The 22,723-nt window shown below is 72.3% G+C and carries 33 protein-coding genes and 1 pseudogene; 2 read left to right on the top strand and 32 right to left on the bottom strand.

The features are described from left to right. Window positions 1-10 precede the first annotated feature (10 nt). Window positions 11-109, top strand: a pseudogene (locus tag ACZ7LK_RS29605) (IS5/IS1182 family transposase); the annotation flags it as partial. A 273-nt stretch (window positions 110-382) separates the two neighbouring features. Here ACZ7LK_RS29605 and ACZ7LK_RS29600 read toward each other — a convergent pair. Further along, the gene (locus tag ACZ7LK_RS29600) at window positions 383-775 is read right to left on the bottom strand and encodes a hypothetical protein (protein WP_471144330.1); all 393 of its coding nucleotides are present in this window, start codon (window positions 773-775) and stop codon (window positions 383-385) included. Continuing rightward, a complete protein-coding gene (locus ACZ7LK_RS29595) occupies window positions 772-1,392 on the bottom strand; it encodes a hypothetical protein (protein ID WP_471144408.1) in 621 nt (206 codons plus the stop codon). The genes ACZ7LK_RS29600 and ACZ7LK_RS29595 overlap by 4 nt, the downstream gene beginning before the upstream one ends. A 590-nt stretch (window positions 1,393-1,982) precedes the next feature. On the opposite strand from ACZ7LK_RS29595, the gene ACZ7LK_RS29590 reads away from it, so the two are divergent. Continuing rightward, window positions 1,983-2,900 (top strand): PASTA domain-containing protein, encoded by a 918-nt coding sequence (locus ACZ7LK_RS29590; RefSeq protein ID WP_471144328.1) that lies wholly within the window; start codon window positions 1,983-1,985, stop codon window positions 2,898-2,900. A gap of 394 nt (window positions 2,901-3,294) precedes the next feature. Here the strand turns inward: ACZ7LK_RS29590 and ACZ7LK_RS29585 are convergent, their stop codons facing one another. The 30 genes from ACZ7LK_RS29585 to ACZ7LK_RS29440 form a co-directional block, all read right to left on the bottom strand. After that, window positions 3,295-3,477 carry a hypothetical protein gene (locus tag ACZ7LK_RS29585; RefSeq protein WP_471144326.1) on the bottom strand — a complete coding sequence of 61 codons (183 nt, stop codon included), beginning with the start codon at window positions 3,475-3,477 and terminating at the stop codon, window positions 3,295-3,297. Beyond that, entirely contained in the window at window positions 3,474-3,956 is a 483-nt protein-coding gene (locus ACZ7LK_RS29580; RefSeq protein ID WP_471144325.1) for a hypothetical protein, read from the bottom strand. The genes ACZ7LK_RS29585 and ACZ7LK_RS29580 overlap by 4 nt, the downstream gene beginning before the upstream one ends. Continuing rightward, window positions 3,956-4,159: a hypothetical protein gene (locus tag ACZ7LK_RS29575; RefSeq protein ID WP_064072659.1), complete on the bottom strand. Its 204-nt coding sequence runs from the start codon at window positions 4,157-4,159 to the stop codon at window positions 3,956-3,958. Before ACZ7LK_RS29575 ends, ACZ7LK_RS29580 begins: the two co-directional genes overlap by 1 nt. 24 nt (window positions 4,160-4,183) lie before the next feature. Further along, on the bottom strand, window positions 4,184-4,396 hold the full coding sequence (locus ACZ7LK_RS29570) for a hypothetical protein (protein WP_471144323.1): 213 nt from the start codon (window positions 4,394-4,396) through the stop codon (window positions 4,184-4,186). Between the two features lie 49 nt (window positions 4,397-4,445). After that, window positions 4,446-4,895 carry an ASCH domain-containing protein gene (locus tag ACZ7LK_RS29565; RefSeq protein ID WP_471144321.1) on the bottom strand — a complete coding sequence of 150 codons (450 nt, stop codon included), beginning with the start codon at window positions 4,893-4,895 and terminating at the stop codon, window positions 4,446-4,448. Continuing rightward, the gene (locus tag ACZ7LK_RS29560; protein ID WP_471144320.1) at window positions 4,892-5,566 is read right to left on the bottom strand and encodes a GGDEF domain-containing protein; all 675 of its coding nucleotides are present in this window, start codon (window positions 5,564-5,566) and stop codon (window positions 4,892-4,894) included. Before ACZ7LK_RS29560 ends, ACZ7LK_RS29565 begins: the two co-directional genes overlap by 4 nt. A 90-nt stretch (window positions 5,567-5,656) precedes the next feature. Further along, window positions 5,657-5,962, bottom strand: coding sequence for a hypothetical protein (locus tag ACZ7LK_RS29555; RefSeq protein ID WP_471144318.1), 306 nt, complete (start codon window positions 5,960-5,962; stop codon window positions 5,657-5,659). A 106-nt stretch (window positions 5,963-6,068) separates the two neighbouring features. Beyond that, entirely contained in the window at window positions 6,069-6,278 is a 210-nt protein-coding gene (locus ACZ7LK_RS29550; protein WP_471144317.1) for a hypothetical protein, read from the bottom strand. After that, window positions 6,275-7,258 carry an AAA family ATPase gene (locus ACZ7LK_RS29545; protein ID WP_471144315.1) on the bottom strand — a complete coding sequence of 328 codons (984 nt, stop codon included), beginning with the start codon at window positions 7,256-7,258 and terminating at the stop codon, window positions 6,275-6,277. The genes ACZ7LK_RS29550 and ACZ7LK_RS29545 overlap by 4 nt, the downstream gene beginning before the upstream one ends. Then, on the bottom strand, window positions 7,255-7,596 hold the full coding sequence (locus ACZ7LK_RS29540) for a hypothetical protein (RefSeq protein ID WP_471144314.1): 342 nt from the start codon (window positions 7,594-7,596) through the stop codon (window positions 7,255-7,257). Before ACZ7LK_RS29540 ends, ACZ7LK_RS29545 begins: the two co-directional genes overlap by 4 nt. Continuing rightward, on the bottom strand, window positions 7,593-8,174 hold the full coding sequence (locus tag ACZ7LK_RS29535; RefSeq protein WP_471144313.1) for a hypothetical protein: 582 nt from the start codon (window positions 8,172-8,174) through the stop codon (window positions 7,593-7,595). Before ACZ7LK_RS29535 ends, ACZ7LK_RS29540 begins: the two co-directional genes overlap by 4 nt. 112 nt (window positions 8,175-8,286) lie before the next feature. Continuing rightward, window positions 8,287-8,577, bottom strand: coding sequence for a hypothetical protein (locus tag ACZ7LK_RS29530; protein ID WP_471144312.1), 291 nt, complete (start codon window positions 8,575-8,577; stop codon window positions 8,287-8,289). Further along, the gene (locus ACZ7LK_RS29525) at window positions 8,574-8,819 is read right to left on the bottom strand and encodes a hypothetical protein (RefSeq protein ID WP_471144311.1); all 246 of its coding nucleotides are present in this window, start codon (window positions 8,817-8,819) and stop codon (window positions 8,574-8,576) included. The genes ACZ7LK_RS29530 and ACZ7LK_RS29525 overlap by 4 nt, the downstream gene beginning before the upstream one ends. A gap of 19 nt (window positions 8,820-8,838) precedes the next feature. Then, complete coding sequence (locus tag ACZ7LK_RS29520) at window positions 8,839-9,267, bottom strand: RRQRL motif-containing zinc-binding protein (protein ID WP_471144310.1); 429 nt, start codon at window positions 9,265-9,267, stop codon at window positions 8,839-8,841. A gap of 538 nt (window positions 9,268-9,805) precedes the next feature. Continuing rightward, on the bottom strand, window positions 9,806-10,063 hold the full coding sequence (locus tag ACZ7LK_RS29515) for a hypothetical protein (protein WP_471144309.1): 258 nt from the start codon (window positions 10,061-10,063) through the stop codon (window positions 9,806-9,808). A 67-nt stretch (window positions 10,064-10,130) separates the two neighbouring features. Further along, window positions 10,131-10,649, bottom strand: coding sequence for a hypothetical protein (locus tag ACZ7LK_RS29510; protein ID WP_471144308.1), 519 nt, complete (start codon window positions 10,647-10,649; stop codon window positions 10,131-10,133). Between the two features lie 293 nt (window positions 10,650-10,942). Further along, window positions 10,943-11,497, bottom strand: coding sequence for a DUF6197 family protein (locus tag ACZ7LK_RS29505; protein ID WP_471144306.1), 555 nt, complete (start codon window positions 11,495-11,497; stop codon window positions 10,943-10,945). Between the two features lie 93 nt (window positions 11,498-11,590). Continuing rightward, on the bottom strand, window positions 11,591-11,737 hold the full coding sequence (locus ACZ7LK_RS29500) for a hypothetical protein (protein WP_423548230.1): 147 nt from the start codon (window positions 11,735-11,737) through the stop codon (window positions 11,591-11,593). 103 nt (window positions 11,738-11,840) lie between these two features. Beyond that, window positions 11,841-12,029, bottom strand: a complete 189-nt coding sequence (locus ACZ7LK_RS29495) for a hypothetical protein (protein WP_471144304.1) — start codon at window positions 12,027-12,029, stop codon at window positions 11,841-11,843. Between the two features lie 80 nt (window positions 12,030-12,109). Continuing rightward, window positions 12,110-14,251: a chromosome segregation protein ParM gene (locus tag ACZ7LK_RS29490; protein ID WP_471144303.1), complete on the bottom strand. Its 2,142-nt coding sequence runs from the start codon at window positions 14,249-14,251 to the stop codon at window positions 12,110-12,112. 84 nt (window positions 14,252-14,335) lie between these two features. Further along, window positions 14,336-14,752 (bottom strand): conjugal transfer protein TraB, encoded by a 417-nt coding sequence (locus ACZ7LK_RS29485; protein WP_471144302.1) that lies wholly within the window; start codon window positions 14,750-14,752, stop codon window positions 14,336-14,338. A gap of 20 nt (window positions 14,753-14,772) precedes the next feature. Further along, complete coding sequence (locus ACZ7LK_RS29480) at window positions 14,773-16,965, bottom strand: ATP/GTP-binding protein (RefSeq protein ID WP_471144300.1); 2,193 nt, start codon at window positions 16,963-16,965, stop codon at window positions 14,773-14,775. A gap of 127 nt (window positions 16,966-17,092) precedes the next feature. Beyond that, on the bottom strand, window positions 17,093-17,401 hold the full coding sequence (locus ACZ7LK_RS29475; protein WP_471144298.1) for a hypothetical protein: 309 nt from the start codon (window positions 17,399-17,401) through the stop codon (window positions 17,093-17,095). Further along, complete coding sequence (locus tag ACZ7LK_RS29470; protein ID WP_471144296.1) at window positions 17,398-17,874, bottom strand: hypothetical protein; 477 nt, start codon at window positions 17,872-17,874, stop codon at window positions 17,398-17,400. The genes ACZ7LK_RS29475 and ACZ7LK_RS29470 overlap by 4 nt, the downstream gene beginning before the upstream one ends. Window positions 17,875-18,105: 231 nt before the next feature. Continuing rightward, complete coding sequence (locus ACZ7LK_RS29465; RefSeq protein ID WP_471144294.1) at window positions 18,106-20,316, bottom strand: DUF2637 domain-containing protein; 2,211 nt, start codon at window positions 20,314-20,316, stop codon at window positions 18,106-18,108. 141 nt (window positions 20,317-20,457) lie between these two features. Next, complete coding sequence (locus ACZ7LK_RS29460; protein WP_471144292.1) at window positions 20,458-20,820, bottom strand: hypothetical protein; 363 nt, start codon at window positions 20,818-20,820, stop codon at window positions 20,458-20,460. A 107-nt stretch (window positions 20,821-20,927) separates the two neighbouring features. Next, window positions 20,928-21,119, bottom strand: coding sequence for a DUF5999 family protein (locus ACZ7LK_RS29455; protein ID WP_471144406.1), 192 nt, complete (start codon window positions 21,117-21,119; stop codon window positions 20,928-20,930). 202 nt (window positions 21,120-21,321) lie between these two features. After that, the gene (locus ACZ7LK_RS29450) at window positions 21,322-21,471 is read right to left on the bottom strand and encodes a hypothetical protein (protein ID WP_471144291.1); all 150 of its coding nucleotides are present in this window, start codon (window positions 21,469-21,471) and stop codon (window positions 21,322-21,324) included. Window positions 21,472-21,573: 102 nt separating this feature from the next. Then, entirely contained in the window at window positions 21,574-21,837 is a 264-nt protein-coding gene (locus tag ACZ7LK_RS29445; protein WP_471144289.1) for a WhiB family transcriptional regulator, read from the bottom strand. Window positions 21,838-22,069: 232 nt separating this feature from the next. Next, complete coding sequence (locus ACZ7LK_RS29440) at window positions 22,070-22,678, bottom strand: hypothetical protein (RefSeq protein WP_471144287.1); 609 nt, start codon at window positions 22,676-22,678, stop codon at window positions 22,070-22,072. Window positions 22,679-22,723: the final 45 nt, after the last annotated feature.

Raw genomic sequence — 22,723 nt, 5'->3', positions numbered from 1 at the left:
GCGAACGCGCCAACAGTGGCGCGGCCTGGCCACACGGACAGACAAACTCGCCATTGCCTACCAGGCCGCACTCCACCTCGCAGGCATCCTCATCTGGACCCGACGCTGACCAGAGACAGAACCTAGCCCGCAGGCCAATGTGGGTTCGGCGTGCCGTCATCGCTCATGTGCGCCCGCTGCCAGATCCCTTTCCAGTTGAACGGCGTCTCCGGGACGAACCGGTGCCGGTGTCCGCACGGACATGGCGCCAGCACCCACGCGCACTCACGGCACAGCTCCACCCATCCGTGCCCAGTCGAGCTCAGCACAGGCAGCCCCTCTTCCCCACAAGCCGGGCAGCCAGGCGGCTCGGCGCCGTCCAGAATCGAGTTCTGTCGCCGGACTACTCGGGCAGCCGCAGCGAAGGATGGCGAAACGGGTCTTCGAACCAGGCGCGGTTCGGGGTTTCCCACCAGCTCCGCAGCCACCACGGTCGCGGATCTGGTACGGCCCGCTGCCCGGCCTGCTTCTCTGCCCGGCGTTGCGCGGCGTACTCCTCCGCTCGCGCGAGCCACAGCGCCCTCGCCTCGTGCAGTTCCTCTACTGCCCGCACCAGGGCATCCGGGTCCGCCTCCAGCCGTCGGGGGATCGCGGCGCTGAGCGTGAGGTGGTGGTACGTCGCCCGTAGACCGTAAGGAGCAAAAATGGTGAGGCAGGTCCGCAGCGCGCTGTGCCGCCGGTGGAGGGGGAGGCTGTCGTCGTGCACGCGCGTTCGGTGGGTCAGGAAGCTGGTCATGGTGTGGGCGCCAGGTCCAGTGCCCGTGACAGGGCGGCGGTGACGGCGGCAGCGTGGGCCGGCAGGTGGTGCTCAGCCCAGGTCCCGGCGAGGCTGAGGAAGTCCTGCAAATCCTGCTGGGCGCCGGCGACGAGCCTGCCGACCTGGTCCACCGACAGCTCGATCACCGGGCTGCCGTCCGTCCCGTGGGCATCGAGCGTGAGCCGGACCATGTCGTTGACGCGTTCGGCCACCGAGAATGGATCGTGGCCGAAGTAGGCGCAGCCGGTACCGTCGAGCACCTCCAACCAGTCCCGCCAGCCCTCCAGGCCGCTGCAGCAGCCAGGCTCGACCAAGACGGTGTCAGTGGCGTTGTCAGTCACCCGGAACCCGCCAGCGGCGAACAGATCAGGCATGGTGAGCAGCCCGTGCAGGAAGATGCCGAGTGGGTCGGTCGGGCACGGCCCGTACTCCTCATCCGGCTCGAAGTCGTTGCAGTCGGCGATCTGCCTAACCGCCGTACCGACCTCCGCCGGAGTAAGCTCCCCGTTCAGTACAAGGTAGCCATACGATTTCTGCTCGCCAACCGGCCAGAGCGCGAAGTCGTCGGTGGCGGATATCTCCAGAACGGGTTGCATCACAATCACACGGGGATGATGCCGGACCCACTACTGCACCGCCACGGACTTTCCGCTGGCATCGGGCTCGGAGCGCGCCCGCTACCTGGGCAGTTTCACGGTGCGCTCCGGCAGACGGTGCCGACATAGCGCATGGCGGTCTGCGCGGTGATCTCGAAAAGCCGCGTCAGGGCGGCGCTGTCGCCGGGGCGGGACGTGCCCGTCGAGTACGGGCCCATTCAACTCCTCCCACAGCCTCGCTGCCAACCTGCAGGACGACAGGGCCACGAGCTCCCGAGCCATTGCGGGACAGCCCTTAGTGTCACCAGCGCCGGACAGGTGAACGGGCGGCACCGGTCCCGCGGGAGAGGCATTCCCCGTGCTCTGTACGATGCGGTCGCTCGACAGACGTCCCGAGGGACCTCACGGGCCGACATGCCCCAGCGCCAGAGAAGACACCGCCCATGCACCGCCCGCCCGCTCCTTCCCCTCCATCGCCGTACCCGGCCGCTCCTCGCACCCGGTGGTGGCTGACCATCCGTGCCCGCATCGGCTTCTTCCTCGCTATTCCCGTGCTGGGGCTGATCAGCCCGTACCTGGGCTTCGCAGTGATGGTCGTCGCGATCGTCCTGGTCTGGAAGGACACGTCCTGGAGCAAGGGCGTGAAGGTGGCCGCCACAGTTGCGGCGTTTGCTCTTCTCGGGTCGGTCGCCCCGGAGCCCGAGAACCAGAGCAGAGGTACTGCGGCGCCGGCGGACGGGAAAGCCGCGGTAGGCGCGGACACGGTGAACATCCCGGCCCGAACCGCGCCGATGTCCCCGCCGTCACCGACCTCCAGGCCCCGCCCCGCGGCGAAGAACTACCGGGGGATGTCTCTGGACGACGCGCGGAAAGCTGCGGAGGCCGCCGGTTTCGGCGTAGACGAGCACGACGCGTCCGACGAGGACAAAAGCATCATGATGCGGCTCAACTGGACCGTCTGTTTCCAGCGCACTGGCTGGACCTCGTCCGGCACAAGGACGATCGACTTCGGCGCGGTGAAGAAGGGCGCCCCTTGTCCCCGGGAGGACGGGGGTGCGATCCCGTGGCCGACGATGCCGGACCTGGTCTGGAAGACGTGGAGGACAGCGCACAAGGAGGTCGCCGCTCTTGGGACCGTCCCGGCCGACCACATCATGGCGTCCACGGCGTACGTCAACGACCAGCTTCCCGACGAGGGTGAGTACGACGACTGGCGGGTGTGCGTGACCGACCCGGCCAAGGGCGGGGATGTCACCGTCGACATGTGGGTGACCATTGGACTGACTCACCGGGACAACGGCTGCCCCGACCCCGGCGGGGACGACGGCGACCGGCCGAGCCTGCCGGACCGGGACGATGACGGGGACCCCGACTACCACGACCCGTTCCCCGGTGACCGGCGCCGCAACAGCTCCTACCCGGATGGGCTGCCGAGCGGGTCGGGCGACTCGTCAGACGGTAGCGGAGGGGGCGGAGGCTGGAACTGCCCCCGGACCCGCTGGTGCTGACGTAGCTCGCGCCAGGTGCGAAACCACCGGTGCCCTGGAGCGTATCCGGCCCCCAGTGCCGTTCGCGGCGGCGAGCAGGCCGGTGAGGCCGTGCACGGCGTCGTCGACGATGCGGGCCGCGCCCGGCGTCACCAGGATGTAGCCGCGCACGCCGTGTCCCGTCCGGTCTGGCGGGCGAGACGTCGGCCAGGGCAGGGTCGTCCGGCGGGTTCAGCACGGCGTTGAGGAGGTTGACGGACAGCACCGCGGGCGGTAGCGCGGGCGGCGAGTCCTGCCAGCGGGCGCCGAAGGAGTCGACGAACACGTCGTACGTCACGAGGCCTCCAAGCCTCGCAGTAGGAATCGAGCGCCGCCCCGGGCCGGGAAGGCGGGGCGGCGCTCGGGGTGGCGGGTACTACTGGGTGGGGGTGTCGGTGACCACGAGCAACTGGTCGCTGCTGAGGTCCATCACGACGCGGGCGGCGATGCCCTGATCGCGCTGGGCGGCGGCGTATTCGTCGGCGGGCCAGGAACCGCGGGGATGCCCGGCGGGGAACCTCTCCAGGACGGTGCGCTGCACGGGAACGGTGATCGTCATCGCAGGCCGCCGTTCTCGTAGGCGTCGATGAGGTCGCTGATGGCGTCGGCGGTGCCGGCCTCGCCGACCCAGCGGCCCGACGCGGTGAACACCGGGACCTGGTCGCGGTCAGCGTCGAAGACGACGACGTAGTTCCCGAACCGCTCCAGCACGAGGTCGTAGACCACAGGGGCCGGCGCGGCCTCGAGGACCTCCAGACCGTCGACGGTGAAGCGGGCCGGGGCCTGGGGGTCGTCGGGCTGGACGAGGGTGCCGGTGACGCTCACGAGGTCGCCGGGCTGGATCTCGCGCAGCAGGGCGTAGGCGATGCGCGGGTCGCCGGTGGTGCAGGCGTAAACGGTGTCCGGGGCGTCGGGCGCGAGGGTGTCCGCGTCGGTGGGGGAGTGGATCAGGTCGAAGCGGACGGTGCCCCAGCTGGTGCCGGGGGCCGGGATCGCGTCGACGTAGCCGTCTATGGCCAGGTGTGTCTGGGGGTTCATCAGCTGGCCTCCGCCAGGGTCTCGGTGGAGCGAGGGGAGCGGGGTCGGGGGGTGCGCTGCGCGAGGACCAGGAGCTCGCGGTTGCGCTGGCGCTGTGCGTCGGTGAGCGGGCGGGCCTTGGCGCCGTGGCGGTGCCAGAGCGGGGAGGCCGGCGGCTCGGGGTAGGCGAGGGTGTGGTCGACGTCGGGCTGGGTGCTGCTCATGTGGGCCTCCGTCGGGAGGTGAGGTCAGGCGTGGTCGGTCGTCTGGCCGCCTTTGGGCGGGTCGGAGACGAACCGGGTCTCGCTTGGGTGCGCCGCGTTCCAGAGCTCCGCGCAGATCTTGTGGGCGGGCTTTTTGGCGTGGGACCTCAGCGGGGTGGTGGTGCCGCACAGCACGCACGGGGCGGGCGGCCCGAAGTGCGAGGAGTGGCGCCAGTTCAGGAGCTGGACCGGCGCCACGGGCTGCTTCGGCGTGTGGGCACCGGGTGCAGGTGGCGGCGCCGGGCGGTCACGGCCGCAGGTGCGGGAGCTGCTGGAGGACCTGGTCGACCAGATCCTCAGTGGGCCGCCAGGGGCCGAGCTGCCCGCGCGCCGGGATCGGCAGGGCGAGGGCCTGGACGTCGCTGATCTCCAGATGCCACACCCCGGGCTGCGCGAACTCGGTGCAGGGCGGGGAGCCGTCCGGATCCTGGTGGCAGCCGGTCAGCCGGGCGACGCCGATCACGGCGCCGGTCGGCAGCTCGCGGCCGCGGACCGTGCGGGCGATCAGCGGCACGCGCAGGGCGGGGCGGTCGATCTGCTGGCTCGTGTGCAGAAGCAGCCAGCCTCGCCACGACCACGCCCGGGGCCTGTTCTCGATCGTCTTGGCCCCGGCGAGGATGCAGGCGGCGTGCGGCGGCTGCTTGACGCTGATGCCGCGGATCCAGTCACCCGCCGGCGGAAGGGTCACGGTGCTCACGCCGCTCGCCCCCACACGGCCGTGCCCGGCCTGCCCGCGCGGCGCCCGTTGACGGACGGCACGGTGGCGTGCGCTGCACTCGCCAGGACCGCCCGGCCGGAGTGCTTGCCGTCGTACAGGGCGGCGTCGGCGGCCCGCTGCAACGCGGGCAGGTCGCGGGTGCCGATCACGTCCGGGGTGGCGGCGCCGACCGAGGCGGCGACGTCAACGGTGCGGCCGTCGTCCAGGGTGACCGGCGTGTGCAGCATCCGGACCAGCTGCTCCAGGCGGAGCGCGCGGTGGGCGGCGGGCAGCTCCAGGACGACGGCGAACTCATCGCCTCCGAGCCTGCCGAACGCAGCGCGCGGGCCCGCCCAGGCCGTGAGGCGGGCCGCAACCGATGCGAGGACGGTGTCGCCCGCCGCGTGCCCGAGGTTGTCGTTGATCTCCTTGAACCTGTCGGCGTCGACCATCACCACGGCCACGTCACCGTGGCGGGCCAGGAGGCGGCGGGCGCGGGCGGTGTAGGCGTCGCGGCGCAGCAGGCCGGTCAGCGGGTCTCGGCGGCTGGCGGCGATCTTCTTGTGCAGGGCGATGGCGTGGACGGCCCAGCCGGTCAACAGCACGGCCGCGGTCGTCAGGAGGAGTGCGCGCTGCCCGAACCGGGCCTGTGTGCGCAGGACGGAGTCCATACTGGGGATCTCCCTCTCGTCTCGTGCGGGATGGGAAGGCCCGGGGCAGGCGATCGGTTTGGACGCCTGGACGCCTGTCCCGGGGCGGATCTACAGCTCGAAGTCGCCGTCGTCGGCGCGGGTCCAGCTGTACGGGTCGTTCCAGCGGCCGGCGCTCGCCGCCTTCCAGTCGAGCTCCCAGCCGGGCCGGTAGCCGCGCGCCGTCCATCCGTCCGGCCGCCTGCCGGGGACCTCGAGTCCGGCCTGCCGCGCTGCGGCGGCCTGGTCGTAGACCTCGTGGGCGATCCGTACGGCGGCGCTGCGCCTGTCGGCGTGGCCGGTGAAGACGTGCACACCGCGCAGGCCGGCGGTGTTCCTTATCGGGACGTCGACCTCATAGAGGGGGAGCATGGTCATGACGTCCATCTCCTTTCGTTCTTCTCGGCGGTGAGGGACCACCGCGACCGCCCCGGCCTGCGTCGTACGCGGGGGGTGTGAGCAGGTCTCGGCGTGCCGGTCCGGATCAGAAGTCGAGCTGGATGGTGACGGGGATGCGGCGGTCGCCGTAGTCGCGGCGGGGGTCGTGGACGGTTCGGCGGTGCGCGGCGAGACCGGCCGCACCGCCCTGGATCGGGATGCGGCACTCCCCGCAGCCGTGCCACCACTCGTCCCCGGCCCGGAGTTCGGCCGGGGTGAGCGGGTGCGGGTGCGGGCCGTCGGCGGCGCGGCTCATTCGCGGACCGCCGCGGTGTACTGCTCTTCCAGGTCGGCGCGGCCATCCGCGTCGTCGTCCATGCTGGCCGCGTGGTCGTCGGCCTCTTGGTCGATGTCGTCGTAGCCGCCGTGGACGTCGCAGACGATGTCGTCGCGGTGGTCCAGGTCGCCGGTGAGCGCGCGGTGAAGGCAGGTGACGCTGTAGGCCGGCGTCCAGGCGGTGCCGCTGCACTCGGGGTCGAACGGGCACGGCACGCGCACGTCAAACCCGATGTCGCCCTCGCCGTCGACGTCCAGGCGCAGGGCGAGGGTGAGGGACTGCTGGCCGAGGCGGATCTCGCCGACGCGGTCGCCGCCGGCGATGTCGGAGTCGTCGTTCCATCGCCACATCGGCAGGATCTCCTCGCCGAAGAAGCGGCGTACGAGGAGCAGGTGGCCCAGGCCGTCGCCGCCGTCCAGGCCGAGGTCGGCCTGGCGGGCCTCGCTCAGGTGCCGCAGGTACGGCTCCAGCCGGTTCAGGCCGTGGGCGAAGAGGACCTGGTTGAAGCCCTCCCTGGCGAGGCTCTGGTGCGAGAAGGTCATCGCCTCGTGCTGACGCCGGACGACGTCGTCGGGCACGCGCCGGTTGGCCGGGCGCGGCCCTTGCCGCTGGAGGCACAGCGACAGCGGCGTGGAGACGACGACGGCGACCGTCGGCACGCCGTACTTCTTCGCCGTCATCACCAGCTCGACCCTGACAGCCTCTTCGACGTTGGTGGCGTCGACGACCGTGTTCAGGCGGCGGGCCATCCGGCGCTCCAGGATGAGCTTGAGGACGTCGGCGGCGTCGGCGGTGGCGGCCTGGTCACCCGGGTCGTCGCCGACCGTGCCCCTCAGACCGTCGAGGGAGAGGACCTGGGAGGCCGGCCAGGTGCGGGCCAGGGTGCTCTTCCCGGCGCCGCTGGCACCGATCAGCACGACGAGCGCGTTCTCCGGGAGCTGCGGCTGGGTCTGACTCACGTGTCGTCTCCTTGCGGTTCAAGGGCGCGGGCGGCCCAGGTCATGCGCTGCCCGGCGTTTTCGGTGATCAGGGCGGCGGCCTCGTGCAGGGAGCAGGAAGCGACGCCGTCGCGGTAGGGCTCGAGCTGCTCCGCCTTGCGGGCGGCGGTATTGACCATCTGGGCGAGCGTGGGGAAGAGGCCGCCGGGGAGGGCGATGTCCTCCTGGAGCTCGCGCAGGATGTCGGCGAGCTCGGGGGCGGCGATGTCGTCGGCGCTCAGGTCGTCCTCGATCTGCTGGAGGGCGAGCTGGGCGATCCCGACCGAGGCGCGGACGCGGTCCAGGCGGGTACGGCTCACCGGCGGCCGCCGGGGCGGGTGGTGAGCCAGGTGGTGACGGCGGCGGCGCCGATGCCGATGGCGCGGTGCAGGGCCGCGTCCAGCTCCATCCATGCGCTGCCCGGCCCGGTGAGCTCCTTGGTGACCGCGCCTTCGTCGTCGAGGCGGACCGCCTGGCAGTGCTCGATGTAGCCAGTCTTCTTGGTCTTCTTCGCGAGCCACAGCAGCACGGCTCCGCGGTCGATCGCGGCGTGCGTTCCAGCGTTGATGGCCGCGCCGGCGAGCAGCGCGGTCGGGGTGACGCGGTAGCCGAACGCGCGGGTGATCGCGATGGTCGCCCCGAGCTGCACGGCGGTGTACGACGCGACGTGGCAGGCCACCGCGTGCCTTCCAAGGGTGCTGGTGGTCATGGTCGGGCGGGTGGAGTCCCGCGTAGCGGGGGAACCGTCGGCGTGGACGAGGTCCTTGCCGTACAGCCGCTTCCACGAGGCCGTCTTGCTGCCCTGGACCCAGTGGTCACATGCGGGATGCAGCTCGCCGAAGGTGGCCAGCAGGGTGCCGAAGAGGGCCAGGCGCTCGGTGGTGAGGTGACGGGGCATGCTGGTGTTCTCCTGATCTCGGATCTGGGTGAGGGAGCGGGTGGCCGGCCCTTTGCCGATGCGCGGCCACCCGAGGTCCGGCCCCGGCCGCACTGGCCGGGGTCGGGTCGCTTCAGAACGGGGGTTCGTCCGGCCAGGCCGGGACGGGCAGGAGCCGGATGCGCCAGGTGGGCCGGTTCGCCCAGCAGCCGCACGCCTCCATCTCCGGGTTCGCGCCGTCGACCCACCAGCCGCCCTCGCCCCGGCCGTCGGGGCAGGAGCGGGGCAGGGGCGTCAGCTCGATGCGGTGCCGGTCAGCGTGCAGCCACCGGTGCCCGGCCCTGAGCGCGAGGGTGGCGGCCCCGGCCGCGGCGGCCGGGAAGGCAGCGAGCAGCAGGGCGGTCCGCAGACGGCGGCCGGTCACCTCAGCGGGATCGCGCGGCAGGCGGTGGCGTGGGCGTTGGCGTCCGGCCGGATGCGGAACAGGTAGTCCTCCTCGGGCCGGTCGGAGGAGTCGCCGCAGCCGTGGCAGTGCCAGCGATTCTTCTCAGAGTGCTTGCCGGGGCCGGTGACGTCCACGTATGAGCCGCCGACCGTGATGAACCGCATCAGCAGGTTCCTGGGACGGTCCGGCTCGGTGAAGGCGGCGAGGGTGGTCTTGCTCATGGTCTGTTGTCCTCTCGGATCAGGCGGCCAGCAGGTGCTTGGCCGGGGGAGCGATGTAGGAGGCGGGGTCGGCGGGCGTGCCGTCGAAGCACTCCAAGCAGGACCCCAAGGTCCGTAAGGGAAGGCAGTGGAAATAGCGCCGGCCACAGGGGCCGGGACACGTCTGGCGAGCAGCCATCGCCTTGTCGAGCGCGGCTTCCTTCGCGAGGGTCATCGGGAACTTGGGTTCCGCCAGGTCGATCCGGTACAGCCACGCGAAGCGCTTGCCCCCACGGCAATCAATCCGGGCGACCGGCTCCGCTCCTCCCGGGCGAAGTCCCATCTCCCGCAGTTGGCGGCGGGTGGCGAGGTTCGCGCGCCCGGCCTGCCTCCACCGGTAGACCGGTAAGGAGCCGTCGCCGGGGTCGTAGAGGTCGACGTCGACCAGGTCCTCGTCCTGGTCGGCCACCACCTGCTCCAGGTACCGGGCAGCCGGGCGGGGCGCTGCGGGTAGCGGGAGCCGGGGCGCTGCGGGCGGGGCCGGCCGATCCGGCGGCGCGGGCGGGGGATGAGCACGAGCGGTCTCCTCCAGTCGTCGGGCGGGCAGCGCTGCGCCCCGCCGACGTGGTGCGGGTGTCGGCGGGGCGCGGCGGGTGGTGCGGGCGGGTTATGCGGCGAGGCCGTGGGCCGTGCGCGTGGAGTGCTCACCGGGCGCGGGCGTGCTGTGGCCCGGCCGGGGCGGGGTCGGCTGCTGCTCGGGGGCGCCTGCCAGGTGGGTGCCGATCAGGTAGCCGATCAGCAGCCCGCCGATGCCGAAGACCTTGCGGCGGTTGACTTTCCACCAGGTCGGGGCCGGGGGGCTCGGTGAGCACTCCTATGACGGTCGGCGCTTTCGCCAAGACGACGTCTCCTTCTCTCGCGGGTGGAGTGGTGCGTGCGGGCGGGCGGCCTGTCCAGCCCTCGCCCGACCCCGTGCGGGGTGGGCGAGAGCCAGGCAGGGCGTCAGGTCAGCGGGCGGCGCGGCGGGTGCGCAGTCGGCGGGTGGTCCACTGCCGCAGCCGGTCGAGGCGGGTGGGGTGGGTGTGCCGCCAGGCGCTGGGGAACACGCCGTCCTCGGTCGGGAACGAGCGCCCGGCGCCGCAAGAGCACAACCAGAAGTACGGCTCGGGGCGGGTGTCGTCGCGCACGGCGGTGATCTTCGCCGGGGCGCCGTCGTGGCGGCCGTGGAAGGTGGCGATGCGGAGCTCGGTGTCCTTCAGCTGCATGGGGTGTCCCTTCGGGTTCGGTGTCCGCGCGCTCCGGGCCGGGGCGCGCGGCGGGGTGGGGTGGGGTTCAGCGCTGGAGCGGGTGGACGTTGTCCGGTTCGTCGTCGTAGTCGTCACCGGCCGGGGTGGGGGCGGGGATCGTGGCGTGGATGTGGAGGGCGGGGTTGAACTGGTACTGCGGCGGGTGGTTGTGGACGACGGGCCGCAGGGTCAGGCCGCGCAGGGCGAAGATGCTGGCGAGTGCCCACATGAGGGCGGCGAGTCCGGTGGCGGCGGCGCGGCCGCCGGCCGGGGCGGCGGACCAGATCATGGCGAGGCTGCCGATCCCGAACAGTGCCCAGGCGATGCGGGCTCCGGCGTTGCCGAACAAGCCGCCGACGAGGCCGATCAGCCCGGTCAGCTGCCAGAACGCATACAGGGCGGCCGGGGCGACCGGCAGATGCGCGGCCTGGTCGGCGAGGAACACGCGGATCGGGTGGTCGACCGTGCGCCACAGCCCGCTGCTGTTCCCGGAGGCGGTGGCCGGGACGTCGGACAGGCCCTTGAGCACGGCGGAGGTGATGTCGCCGGCGGCGTCCACCATCATCACGATGAGGCTGAGCCCGCCCAGCAGGACGGCTGCCTTGATCCAGTTGGCGATCTCGCACCAGCTGACCTGCCGGGCCTGGACGACGTCCTCCCACCGCTCGTGGAGGAAGCCGCCCTGCTCCCAGGATTCCTTCCACGCGGTGCGCAGCTTCGCGAGCAGCTGCTTGTCCTTGCGAGCGGGGGGCGGTTCGAGCTGGTCGAGGAAGCTGTGTGTCCGGGCCGGGTGGCCTGCACCGCGTCCGGCCCCCGGGCATGCGGGGTACGGGCGCGAGGCGGGGGATCCGGAGCGGGCTAGAGGCCGCAGGCGTCGGCGAGATGGGCGGCCTGGTCGAGCATGCGGACCGGGACACGGGCCGATCCGTGTGCGTCGTTGAAGGACGGCACGGAGTCGACGTGTTCGCCGAACTTGCGGCGGATCGCGTCCAGGAGCACGGAGGCGGCGTCGGCCTCCAGGCCGCTGTCGCCGCCGGCCTCCGCGCGGATGGCTCCGAGCAGGCAGCGGGCGCCGTCCTCGTCGACCAGGACGCCGGAGCACCAGCCGCCGGTGAGCAGGCGGTGGTGGGCGCGCTGCAGAAGGGCCGCGACCGGGCTCGGATAGGAGGCCGGGGGCGGCTGGAGCGTCGGGGTCAGCGGGACAGTGACGACGTCGGCCAGGTCCACCGGCTCGGTGGGGATATGCGCGGTGTTGACCTCGTAGGCGACGGACGCTTCGTCCAGGCGCGCGGTCATCTCCGCGTCCACGAGGGTGAGGCGTTCCTCGAGGGTCAGCTTCACCGGCGGCGCGGCGGTCCGGCGGGTGGCCGGGGCGGGAGGGTCTATCGCGGGGGAGGGGGCGGTGTCGGGCATGGCGGGCTCCAGGCGGGAACGCGAAGGGCGCCGCCGGGTGGTTCTCCGGCGGCGCCCTTCGGCGTCGTGCGGTGGGGGAGGGGAGGGGACGCGCTAGTCGTCGGGGGTGTAGTTCAGCGCGCCACAGTTCCAGCAGTCCCATTCGGCGGGGACATCGACCAGATCGCAGCAGTCACAGCCGTCGCCGTGCACGATGCAGTCCTCGCCGCAGTCCCAGCAGGTGAAGTGCAGGTGTGCCATGCCCTTGTCCCTTCCCCCGTGATCGTGGTGGGGCCCGACAAGAGCATGCGCCAGCTACCGGCGTTTTACTGCGGAGTTGATGAAGGTGGCAGGGCGGGCTAGGTCAGAGGCTGGCGATCAGTCCGGCGAGGGAGGCGAGGCCGTTGTTGATGGTGGGGGCCAGGCCGGTCGCGGCGAGGGTGAAGCCGAACAGGGCACAGATCACGGCGGAGCCGACACGGACGTGGCCGCCTCTGACGAGGACGACGACGATGATGCCCAGCAGCACGGTGGCGGAGATAGAGAGGGCCACGGCGGGCGGGTACTCCTTTTCGCAGCGGGTGGGGCCGGCCGTGCTCGGGCAGGCCGGCCCCGGGGATGGATGGGGTGTGATCAGGCGTCGGTGAGGCTCTTGATGGCCTCCAGCGCCTGGCGGGGCGAGGTGACCTTCGGCTCGGCTCGGCGGCCGCTCTTGGAGCTGCCGCCCTTGCCTCCGCCACCCCCGCCGCCGCGTCGACGGGACTTGCCCTCGCCCTCGTCGCCTTCCTCGGGCTCGGGCCAGAACTCGCCCGGCCGCACGGGCTCGTTCCAGTCGAACCACAAACCCCGCTTGGTCAGCTCCTCGATCTCGTAGTCGGTGAGCCGGTTGACCTCGTCGGGGAACAGGTCGGCCAGGTCGGTGTCGAAGTCCGCGTACAGCGACCGCATGAGGACCGCGCGGCCGTTGTCGAGGACGATGACCGCGACGCCGCCCGTGCTGACGCCGTTCTCCGGGTCGGCCTCGCCGCGCATCGCCCGCTCGATCGCGGAGCCTTCGCTGCGGGAGTAGCGGGCCGGGATGGTCGGCACGTCGTACGGGTTCTCCTTCGTGCCCTCGGCGGCCTTGCGGGTGGCGCCTGGGCTGCCCATGTTGAAGATGGTGGGCCGGCTGTTCTGCCGCAGGTTGTCCTTCATCTCGGTGGAGAACCCGTTGTGCGCGAACGGCGACTGCCCGGCCGGGTTGAAGCCGATGCCGTACTTCAGCCCGGTGACAGTGAGGTCGTCGCCGTCGGCCTGGATGAACTCGCCGAAGTCGGCGTCCTGCGCCGCGGTCATGTACTCGTCCGCGAAGACGTTCAGCTGCCGGTAGGGGCAGCGCGGGTCGCCCGGCTTGTAGTCGTGCGGCTGGCCGTCGTGCGGCCAGGGCATGCCCGCCCGGATCTCGCACAGCGCCTTCGCCGCCCGCAGGGAGCGGGCCATCCACAGTGCGTTCGAGCCCTGCCGGTCGATGTACCGGCCGAGCGTGGTGGTCTTCTCGTCCTTGCGGACCGTGGACAGCCACACCACCTGGCCGGCCATCGACATGGCGGCCATGTCGATGGCGAAGAACTGCGTCTTCCCGCTCCGGGACACGCCCAGGATCAGGCCGTGCCGCGCGGCGTTCTTGTCGTGCTGGAACACCATGTTCTTCACCGGCTGGCCGGTGATGGTGTACCCGCACACGTACATGCCCTTGGCGTCCGGGGTCAGCAGCTCACGGGTCGCGGGGAAGATCTGCGACAGCGGCGGCTCGTCGAACGCGCTGATCAGAAACTCCGAGCCGTCGATGAGGACGAACACGCAGGAGTCGTCCTCGGGCAGGCCCAGGCCGCGGCAGACCTTGGCCAGGTCGATGCGCGGCGTCTCGGTGGAGTCGGCCATCTTCGCCCGGTAGAACGTCACGCCGCGCTCGTCGTCGCGGGTCCGGTGGACCAGGACGGAGCCGGGGGCACCGCCCTTGGGACCGGCGACGCGGTCCACCCAGCGCTCGGCGTCGGTCGGCTTGGTACGCCGCCGGGCGTTGGCCTCGGGGGTGATCTGAACCTCCATCCAGCCGGGCCCGCCCTGGCGGCCGGGCTGGAGCGGAACGTCCGCGAGGGTGACGTCGGCCGCGGGCACCCCGAAGGCCGCGCCGACGGCCTCCGGGGACAGGCCGGTGATCGGCCGTCCGGTCTCCGAGGCCCGCAGCAGCAGGGTGAGGTCGTGCCGCATGCCGGGGTGCCGGGTGGCCTTGACGACGTGGGTGCGGGCGGGCATCCCGGCGCGCTCCCACAGCATCCGCGCCTCCTGGGTGAGCAGGTCCGCACCGTCGTCCGGGAGCGCCGGCGACGGCTCGGGAGCAATCTCGGCGGGCGCCGGCTGCGGGACGGGGGCGGCGAGGGCGGGGCGGTGACGGCGGCGGGCGTGCCGGGAGTACGGCAGCACCAGCAGGCCTGCCGCCGCCCATCCGGCGGCGAGCAGGCCGTCCAGCCAGTACGGGCCCCAGCCGACGGTGTTCTTGGCGGCGACGTCGACGGCGGCGGCCAGGACCAGCGGGGTCCAGCGCAGGATCTTGCGTCCGGCGCCGCTCTCCTCGCTCTTGGCGGCGAGGATGACGCCGCCGATCCCGGCTGCGCCGGCCAGCTGCACGAAGGAGTTGACGGGGCTGTCGGGGTAGAGGTTCGGGGCCACGGCCAGCACGGGCGCGGCGAGGGTGTAGGCGAGGCGTTCGAGCGCGACGCTGCGCGGCGTGGTCACCGGCGTTCTCCTTCGCGGAACGGGCACGGGCGGCCTCGCTGGTGTGCGGGGCCGCCCGTGGCGGGAGGGGGTGGGGGAGTGGGGTCAGCGGCTGAAGAACCCGGGCTTGGGCGTCTTCTCGCGCCGGTTGGAGCGGATGTCGTCCAGCGCGCCGTAGAGCTTGGCGTGGGTCTGCCGGGTCTGGTGGGTGAGGCCGGCGGTCTCCTGGGCGGTGTCGGACAGGGTGCGGACCTCGCGGGCGGCGCCGACCAGGGCGGCCTCCACGGCGTTCGTGAGCGCCACGAACTTCGCATCGAGGTGGGCGTTGGCGATGTCCTGGGCCATGTCGCCGGCGGCGCTGGCGTTCGCCTGCATGCTGCGGAGCAGCGACTCCAGCTCAAGGGTGGCGTCGTCCATGGCCTTGCCGAGCTTGTCCAGCTTGGCCTGGACGGCCTTGTACCGGTTGTCGCCGTCGGCCGGGGCGGGCGCCGCACCGGTGCTGCGGGGCGTGAGATCGCTCATCAGCGGGATTCCTCCAGGGTCTAGTCGTGGTGGGCGGCGGCCGAGGCGTGCGCGAGACCGGCGTCCTCCTTGGCGGCCATGTCCTCGCCGTAGACGCGGGCGACCATCACGGCGGCGAGAGCGGCGGCCTCCTTGGCGATGCCGCACATCTCGGCGCACTTCTCCGCCTGGCCCTTCATGCGGGCCGCGGAGTCGGCCAGGTCCGCGATCAGGTCGGTGACCTTGGTGTCGACGTTGTGGTCGCCGACCAGGTCGGCGGCCATCTCCCGCAAGGCGTCGGCGACCTTGCCGAGGGCCTGCATCAGGGCCTCGGCCCGCTCCTGGTCGGAGGCGGCCTTGAGGGCGATGTTCGCCATGCCCATCAGGTACTCGTCGAACGTGATGTCCGTCCGGTGCTGGGCGGCGAGATTGCCCTGCCCGGACGGCCTGCTGACTCCCGAGCCGCTCACGCTGCTCCCTTCCGTACTCGTGGGCCGGCTGGTGCCGGGCCGTGCGGTGTGCTGTTCCGGCGCGGGCGGCAGGCCCTTCACACCGGTCGTGACGGCCGCGGGCTCGTCGGGGACGATGTCGGCGTCGACGATGTCGTCCTCGCCCTTAGCGGCAGGGCGCTTCGGCGCGCAGGTGTCGTGGTCAGGCCACTCCACCGTCGGGGTGGAGTCCTCCTCACCGAACGGGCTGTCCGCCGTACGGCCGCGCCGCCGGGACCGGCCCGTACGACCGCTCCCCGCACGCCCGGTCCGGCCGGTGCGGCGAGCGCGTCCGCGCCCCCCGGTCCGGCCCGCGCCGGTGCGGCGCCGCCGGAAACGGCGCCGCTTCTTCGAGCCGTCAGACGCCCCGTCACCGCCCTTGGGCTCCTTGCCAGCGCCTGCCGGGTCGTCCTCCGTGGCGCTGGAGGCCCCATCAGAGCCGTCCTTGGCGGCCTTCTCGTCCTTGCGGCCGGTCCCCTTGTCCTTGTCCTTGGTCAGGCTCACCTTCTCGGTGCCGGCCTTCCCGTCCTTCGCGTCCTTGGCCGCCTTCGCGTCGGCCCGCCGCTTGTCGAAGCGGCGCTGGGCTTCCTCCGCGACGGCCTGGCCCAAGGTGACGCGACCCGGCCCGGACGACGCCGCGGCTTCCCGCTTCGCCTTCCGCGCCGCATCGCGCTCCTGCCGCTTCGCACGCCGGTCCTCCCACGCCTGGTGCCGGTTGGCGCGGGCCTGGTCGCGGTCCTTGGACCGGTCACCGAGGCCGGCGGTGTGACCGGCGCTGCGCCGCTCCTGCCGCCCGGCCTGCCGGACGGCGGCGCGCTCCTGGCGGCCGCGGGCCCGCTCGGCACGGGCGGTGGATGCCGGGCCGCGCTCTGCCCGGCCGCCGCCGTCGCCCTTCGAACTGCCGCTGCGGCCGGAGCCGCCAGAGCCCGCGTGAGGGCCTTTCGAGCCCCCGGGCGCGTTGCGCCCGGAACCGGCCGTGTGACCGCCAGAGGCCCGCTCAGGGCCCTTCTTGCCGCCACCGCCGCCACCGCCGCCACCGGTCGACCCGGACCCCGAACGGCTCCCGGAAGCGCCCGAGTTGGAGCCCCGCGACGACCCGGGCCGGTTCGGCCCCGGGCTCGAGTTCGTACGGGACGGCCCCGTGCCGCCACCGCCACGCGAGGACCCGCCGCCACCGCCGGCCTTCGAGCGGCCCTTGTCCGCCCCCAGGCCGGAGCTGGACGCTTTCGTGCGGTCGGCCTCGGCCTTTCCACGGGCCGCCGCCTTGTCGCCCTTCGCTTTCATCATCGCGGCGTGGAGCTTTCCGTTCTGCTCCATCATCGCGACTTCCTGCGCGGTGCGGCCCTCGATCAGCGCGGCCTTACGCGCTATCTCAGCCTCCCGGAAAGGCGCTTCGCCCTCATGGAGCGCCCGCGCCCTTTCCAGCCGGAATTCCAGCCAGTCACCGAGACGGTCAGCGAGAGAACGAGGCTGAACGTATTCGCCTTCCTCGTATTCGTCTTCCTCATATTCGGTCGCCGGGGCCGTAATTCCTTCCGAACGCAGCGCCAATTCCGGGTCCGGTGCGGCCGGAATCGGCATCAACTCCATCGTGGTCTCCTCCGGGGACTCCGGTGGAGCCTCCGGAATGTCTTCCGTCGACACGATGGTGTCGGCGAAATTCGGGATCGGCGGCGGCGCGTAGGTGGAATCACCGCTCCACGGGCCGCGGACCAGGATCCCGTTCGGATCGTCCACGTCGGACACGGTGCACCTCCCTCCAAGGGCTTGACAGACAGTGGGGTCTCGTGTGCACGCGCGTGCACGTGCACGTGTGCACGCTTAACGCGCGCAAGGCCCCGCCAGAGCCCGGCGGGGCCTTCGTTGGTGACGTTCAGTTACGCGGGCCGTGCTGCTCCAGCACCTGCTGCGCGTACTGCATAAGGTGGTTCCACAGCCTCGCGTCGCCCTCGGCCCGCTTGTCGATCGCGAGCTTGAACAGGCGGCACACGCTGGTGAATCCGGGGATGACGTCATTGCGTCCGGCTTTGACGTCCTTGGCGATTCGAGACCGAGTCACGCGGAGCCAGAATTCCATCCGACCCATCTCGCCGCGACTTTCGATCGCCTTGCGCTCCTCTTCCTGCAACCATCTGTTCCGCCCTTGAATCGAGCGCTCGACACTGGTGAGGGGGCGCGTCACGCCGACTCCCTGTTACCCAGGTCGAAAATCGACGTGGGGCCACCATAGCCGAGATTCTGACTCTGCGCACCCTCCTGCGGCGGATTCGGCGCGGCCTGGAGCGGCCGCGGGTTCTTCTTCCGCCACTTTTCCAGCTCCTTTTCCTTCCTTTCCTTGACCGTATTCACCACGGCCTCGTCGTGGGCGCGCCGCTTATAGGCGCTCTTTTCCAGGCCCTGGGTGAGGTTGTTCAGATTCCTGAGAACCTGACCGAGGGCCTTTTCCACGGGCATCGCACGCAGCCTGGCGTGGTACCAGCGGTCGCCCTCCACGTGCGTGTCGCGCAGGTGCACGCGGGTCTCGCGCGCGAGGGTCTCCAGGTTCTTGCCGATGTCCAGCAGGACCCGCTGAACGTCGGCCAGGTACCGGGCGGTTGCCTCCGGGTTCTGCGCGACGTCGCGCAGAGGGGAGTGGTTCGGGTCGTGGCTGTTCATGCGAGAAGACCTCCAGGTCTCGGGGGTTGGGGATGGAGGGAGTCCGTGTCCCCGAGGCTGTTGCGCGGGGTGGCGGTGCTCGGTACGAGCTGTCCCGCGCCCGCTCGGGGCGGGCGCAGGTGAGCGGCCTGCCGGCCGTGGCCGTCACCGGCCCGGCGCTCACGCTCGGGAGCGTGTGGCGCGGGCCGGTGGCGACCATGAGCGGCAGGTGCTGTGCAGAGGGTGGGACGCTCAGGCGTTCGCCGGGGCGCTCGCCTTCGCGCTCACCAGGGCGTCCTGGGCGCTCTCTTCGACCTGCTCGCGCAGGCGCTGGGCGGTCGGGCGTGAGACCGGCTCGTCGGACAGACCCGCCTCGGTGAGCGCGTCGCGGATCTCCGTCCACTGCGGGCGGCGCCCGAGCTCGGTGTAGAGGAGACGGATGCGGTCGTGGCGGCGCTCGGTAAGCGCGTCCCGCTCGCTGCGCGTGCGAGGGCTGTCCGCTCGGTGAGCGTCGCCCCCCTCCGCGTCGCGCTCACCGTGGTGAGCGCCCGAGGTGAGCGCCGGACGCTCACGCTCACCGTCGACGTTCCCGGAGGTGAGCGCGCTCAGTTCCGGGTGAGCGTCGTGAGCGTCGCCGCACTCCTCCGCCCGCTCGATGGTGTGAGCGCCGTCGGGGGTGAGCGTGTCGGCGAGCGCGGCCGGCGCCGTACCGAGCTTGAGCGTCATCCGCTGCTCCAGCGGAGCCTTCCACCGCCACAGCAGACCGTGCTCCTCGCGCAGCCGCGCTCGCAGCCAGGTTTCCTGCTGGAGGCGGGTGAGCGCCTCGTCGTAGGAGGTGATCTCCCACAGGATCATCCGGCGGCGCAGCCGGGCGGTGGGGATCGGAGCGAGGATCCAACGCGAGCGCCGGACCGTCTCCATCCGCACCTTGCCGGTGACCGCACCGATCCGCGTTGCGTACACGTGCGAAGCGATCTCCGAGAACACCACCCACAGCAGGGTGAGAGCGGCGTGCCCAATGCGGCCCGAGGCGGAGTCCGAGGCGTTCCAGTTCAGGTACACGGTGACCGCCGTCAGCCCCCGGGGCACCCAGCGGATCCAGCGCAGCTCCATCCCCATCCGGATCAGGATCAGGTTGGCGCCGGTGAAGGCCGGGATCGCGACGTCAATGCCGACCGGCAACAGCCACGGCCACTCCCAGCCCCACGCGGCGGCCTTGGCCTCCAGCGCGGTGTAGGAGGAGAGCAGGCCAAGGGTGGAGACGACCGCGGCCGCCAGGACGATCCCGACGACCAGCACCAGCTCCTGCCCGGACAGCGGCGGCACTCCGCCGGCGGGCCGGGCGTCATTGCGGACCTTGCGCCGCTTGGCGCGCGACTCCGCCTTGATCTCCCGGCGGCGGGCACGCTGCACGGTGCGCTGCGTCGCTGCCTCCAGGACCCGTTCGGCCTCGGCTCGGGCTCGCGCGGCGGCGGCCTGGTCGGCCGCGGCCTTGGCCGCCGCCTCCCGGGCCGTCTTCGCGTCCGTCTCGGCCTGCTCGCGCAGCCGGGCGACGTCCCTGTCGGTGACGGCCCGCAGCTCCTCAGCCGAGGTGCGGGCGTCATCCAGAGCCCGCTCGGCGTCGGCGCGAAGGCCGGCCGCAGCCTTCTCGGCCCCGGCCCGCACCTGCGCAGCCTGGCCGTCCGCGCTCTCGCGCATCCGGTCGGCCTCGCCCCGCGCCCGCTCCAGGACCTGTTCGGCGTCGGTGGCGGCGCGGGTACGGGCCTCCGCCGCGGTGCGCTCCGCAGCCGCGAGCAGCTCGGTGCGCTTGGTCTCCGCGTCGGCGAGGACCTTGGCGGCGGCCTGTGCGGCCTGCATCTGCACCTCGTCAGCCTGCGCGGCCGCGGTGGCGGTGACCTCCTCCGCCTTGCGGCGGGCGTCGACGAGCAGCTGCTCGGCAGACGCCTTGGCCTCGGCAAGGACCTGGTCGGCGTTGCCGGCCGCCGTCGCCGTAATGGTGTCGGCCTCCGCGCGGGCGTCGGCGAGCAGCTGCTTGACCTTCGCCTCGGCGTCGGCCAGGACCTGGTCGGCGTCGGCGGCCGCGCTGGTCGCCGCCTCCGTGCGGATCCCGTCGGCGCCGGCCGCCGCGTCGGCGAGGAGGCGGGCCTGCTCGGCCGTGGCCGCCTCGGTGATCGAGGCCGCCTCGGTCCGCGCGCCGTCCAGCAGTTCAGCGGCCCGCTGCTCGCCGGCGTTGAGGATGCGCGCGGCGTCGTCGGCGGCCAGGTCCCGGAGGTCGGCGGCGCGGTCGGCGGCGTCGGCCAGGACCGGGTCGGCCTCCTCAAACACCAGCGGCACGATCTCCTCGGGAGCGGCGGCCTGGGCGGGGATGGTGGCCGGCGGCGTCGGCACCTTGGCACGTCCGGCGCCTCGGGGCTTCGCGGCCGGGGCGGGCTTCCGCCTGCGCCGGGTGGTGGTGTTGGCCACGGGGGTGTCCTCTCTTTCCGGCGCCTCGTGCAAGAGGTCACCGCGGGTCGGCGTCGGTCGGTAAGGTCGTGACCAGGCCCTCCGAGGCCCCGGCAGCTCTAATGCCGGGGACTCGGAGGGTTGTCTGCGTGGAGCAGGTGGTCAGCGCTGCTCGGGCAGCTCGGGCCGCTGGTTGGCGGTCGCGTGCTGCTGCGTGAGCCAGGCGATGGCGGCCGCCGTCATGTCGTCGGCTGCGCCGTCGCTGTTCAGCGGCGCGCTGTCGATGTCGCGCATCGCGTCGACGGCCGGAAGCAGCCGCATGTAGTCCGCGTTCGCGTAGTGGACGAAGCGGCCGCGGGCCACGGCGATCAGGTCATATGTGCCGTCCATCCACCCCCGCTCGATGCGGCAGACGAAGGTGTGGCCGGCCTGCCCGGTCCAGAACATCTCCGGGTCGCGGTACAGGACGAACTGGCCCCGCTCGAACTTGATCGCGGGGGTGGTGCTCTGGGCGCTGTTGTGCACGGCAACTCCTGGCGGGTCAGGTGGTCCGGAATGTCCGGCTCCCAGTCACCGCCCGACCCGGCCGCCGAAGCGGTCGGTGCGGTCGGTGCGGGCGGATCAGGCAGCCGTCAGGCCAGGGCCGCGAGCGGCCGGTGCGGGGCGATGACCTGGCCGTCGGGGAGCAGCTCGCCGGTGTCCTCGAAGACCACGACGGCGTTGCACAGCAGGCTCCAGCCCTGCTCCGGGTGAGCGGCCACGACGTGTGCGGCCTCCCGGTCCGGGCTGTCGGCGGTCGGGCACGTGGGGTTGTGCGTGCACAGCGAGTCCGGCAGCCGGGTGGTGCCGGCGGTCGTCGCGGTGTCGAGCGGGGTGCTGCTACGCATGGGCTCTCCTACGGGGGAAGCCCGAGAGGGTCTCCCGGGCTGAAGGCGTGCGGAAGGCCGGCCGCCCGTCCTGCGGGCGACCGGCCTGGCCGAACAGCGCCCGGCGGGAGTGGAGTTGGACTTCCGTCCCGCCGGGCGGTCAGCCTCGCCGCTGCTTCTGCTGGGCGAGGTAGGCGTCCTGGAGCCGGGCGAACGACTCGTACAGGCCCTGGCCAGCGGCGCACCGCGCGCCGGGCGAGCACCTGGTGCAGGTCTCGCCGTGCGCGCGGTTGGCAGCCGCGGCCCTCATGTAGCGGTCGTACAGCGACTCAGCCACGCGAGCGCCGGCCGAAGTCGTGATCGGAGTTAGTCCGGCGGAGGTCGTCCTCCAAGCGCTTCTGGTCGGCGTCCGTCATGCCGCCACCTTGGCGCTCCGGGCCCGGTTCCGGGCGGCGCGGCGCTTCATCGCCCGCCGCTCGTCCTCGGACAGCCCGCCCCACACGCCGTCGTCCTGGCCGGACTCCAGCGCCCACTGCAGGCACTGCTCCATGACCGGGCAGCGACGGCACACCGACTTGGCCTCCTCGATCTGCAGGAGCGCCGGGCCGGTGTTGCCGATGGAGAAGAACAGCTCCGGGTCCTCTTCGCGGCAGACCGCGTTGTGGCGCCAGTCCATGCCGGTCACCGCCCTTCGCGGACGCGGCGCAGGGCCTCGTCCATGATCGGGTCGGAGTCGCCGTCGTTCCGTGCGATGCTGGTAGGCATCAGGTCTCCAATCGGGTCCTGGACAGCCCCGGGGGTCTCAAGTCGCCGGGGCTGTCGCCGTATTGGCTGTCGTACGAGCAGCCACGGCCCCGGCCACCCCGTCAGAGGGGCGGCCGGGGCCGTGGTCGTTCGTCCGGAGCGGATCAGCTTGCGCGGCGCTCGGGGTGCAGCGTCTTGAGCGGCACCGGCGGCGCTCCCAGCGGCGCGGCACCGGCGGGCATCTGCGCGCGGCGGGTGTCGGCGTCGCGAACCGCGGACTCCGTCGCCGCCCACTGTTCCTTGCGCAGCAGCCACAGGGGCCGGTTGTTGCCGCGCTCGTCGTCCGCCGGTGCCTGCCTCTGCGCGGCGATCTGGCTGACGGCCGGGGCGACCGCGACCTTGGGCTTGCGCCGCACGGTGGTCCGGCGGCGGTGGCCGGTCTCCGCGTAACCGTCCTCCAGGCTCTCCTGCCACTTCCTGACCGTGACGTCGACGAGGACCAGACGGTTGCTGCCCAGGCGGCAGCGGACGGCCGCGTCCTTGCCCGCGCGGCCGGCGTCGTGCGGCACCACCTTGGGGTTTTTGGTCTGGAGGCCGGTGATCGGCACCCACGTCTCGCAGTCGGGGCAGACCAGCGACGCGCAGGCGGGGAGCAGGTCGTACTGGTTGGGCTTAAGGGTGGAGAGGGCGAGCGCCGGGCGAGCGCTGACGGTACGGGAGCGGGTCCGGCTCTTCCGGGGGCGGGCGGTGCGCTCAAGGGTCGAAGCAGACATCTGAACTCCTCACGGACGGACGGCAGGGGAGCGTCGCGATGCTCT

Source organism: Streptomyces sp. NPDC039423 (assembly GCF_055598725.1).
The sequence above is the reverse complement of the archived record's forward strand: the minus strand, read 5'-3'. Positions and strand labels throughout refer to the sequence as shown.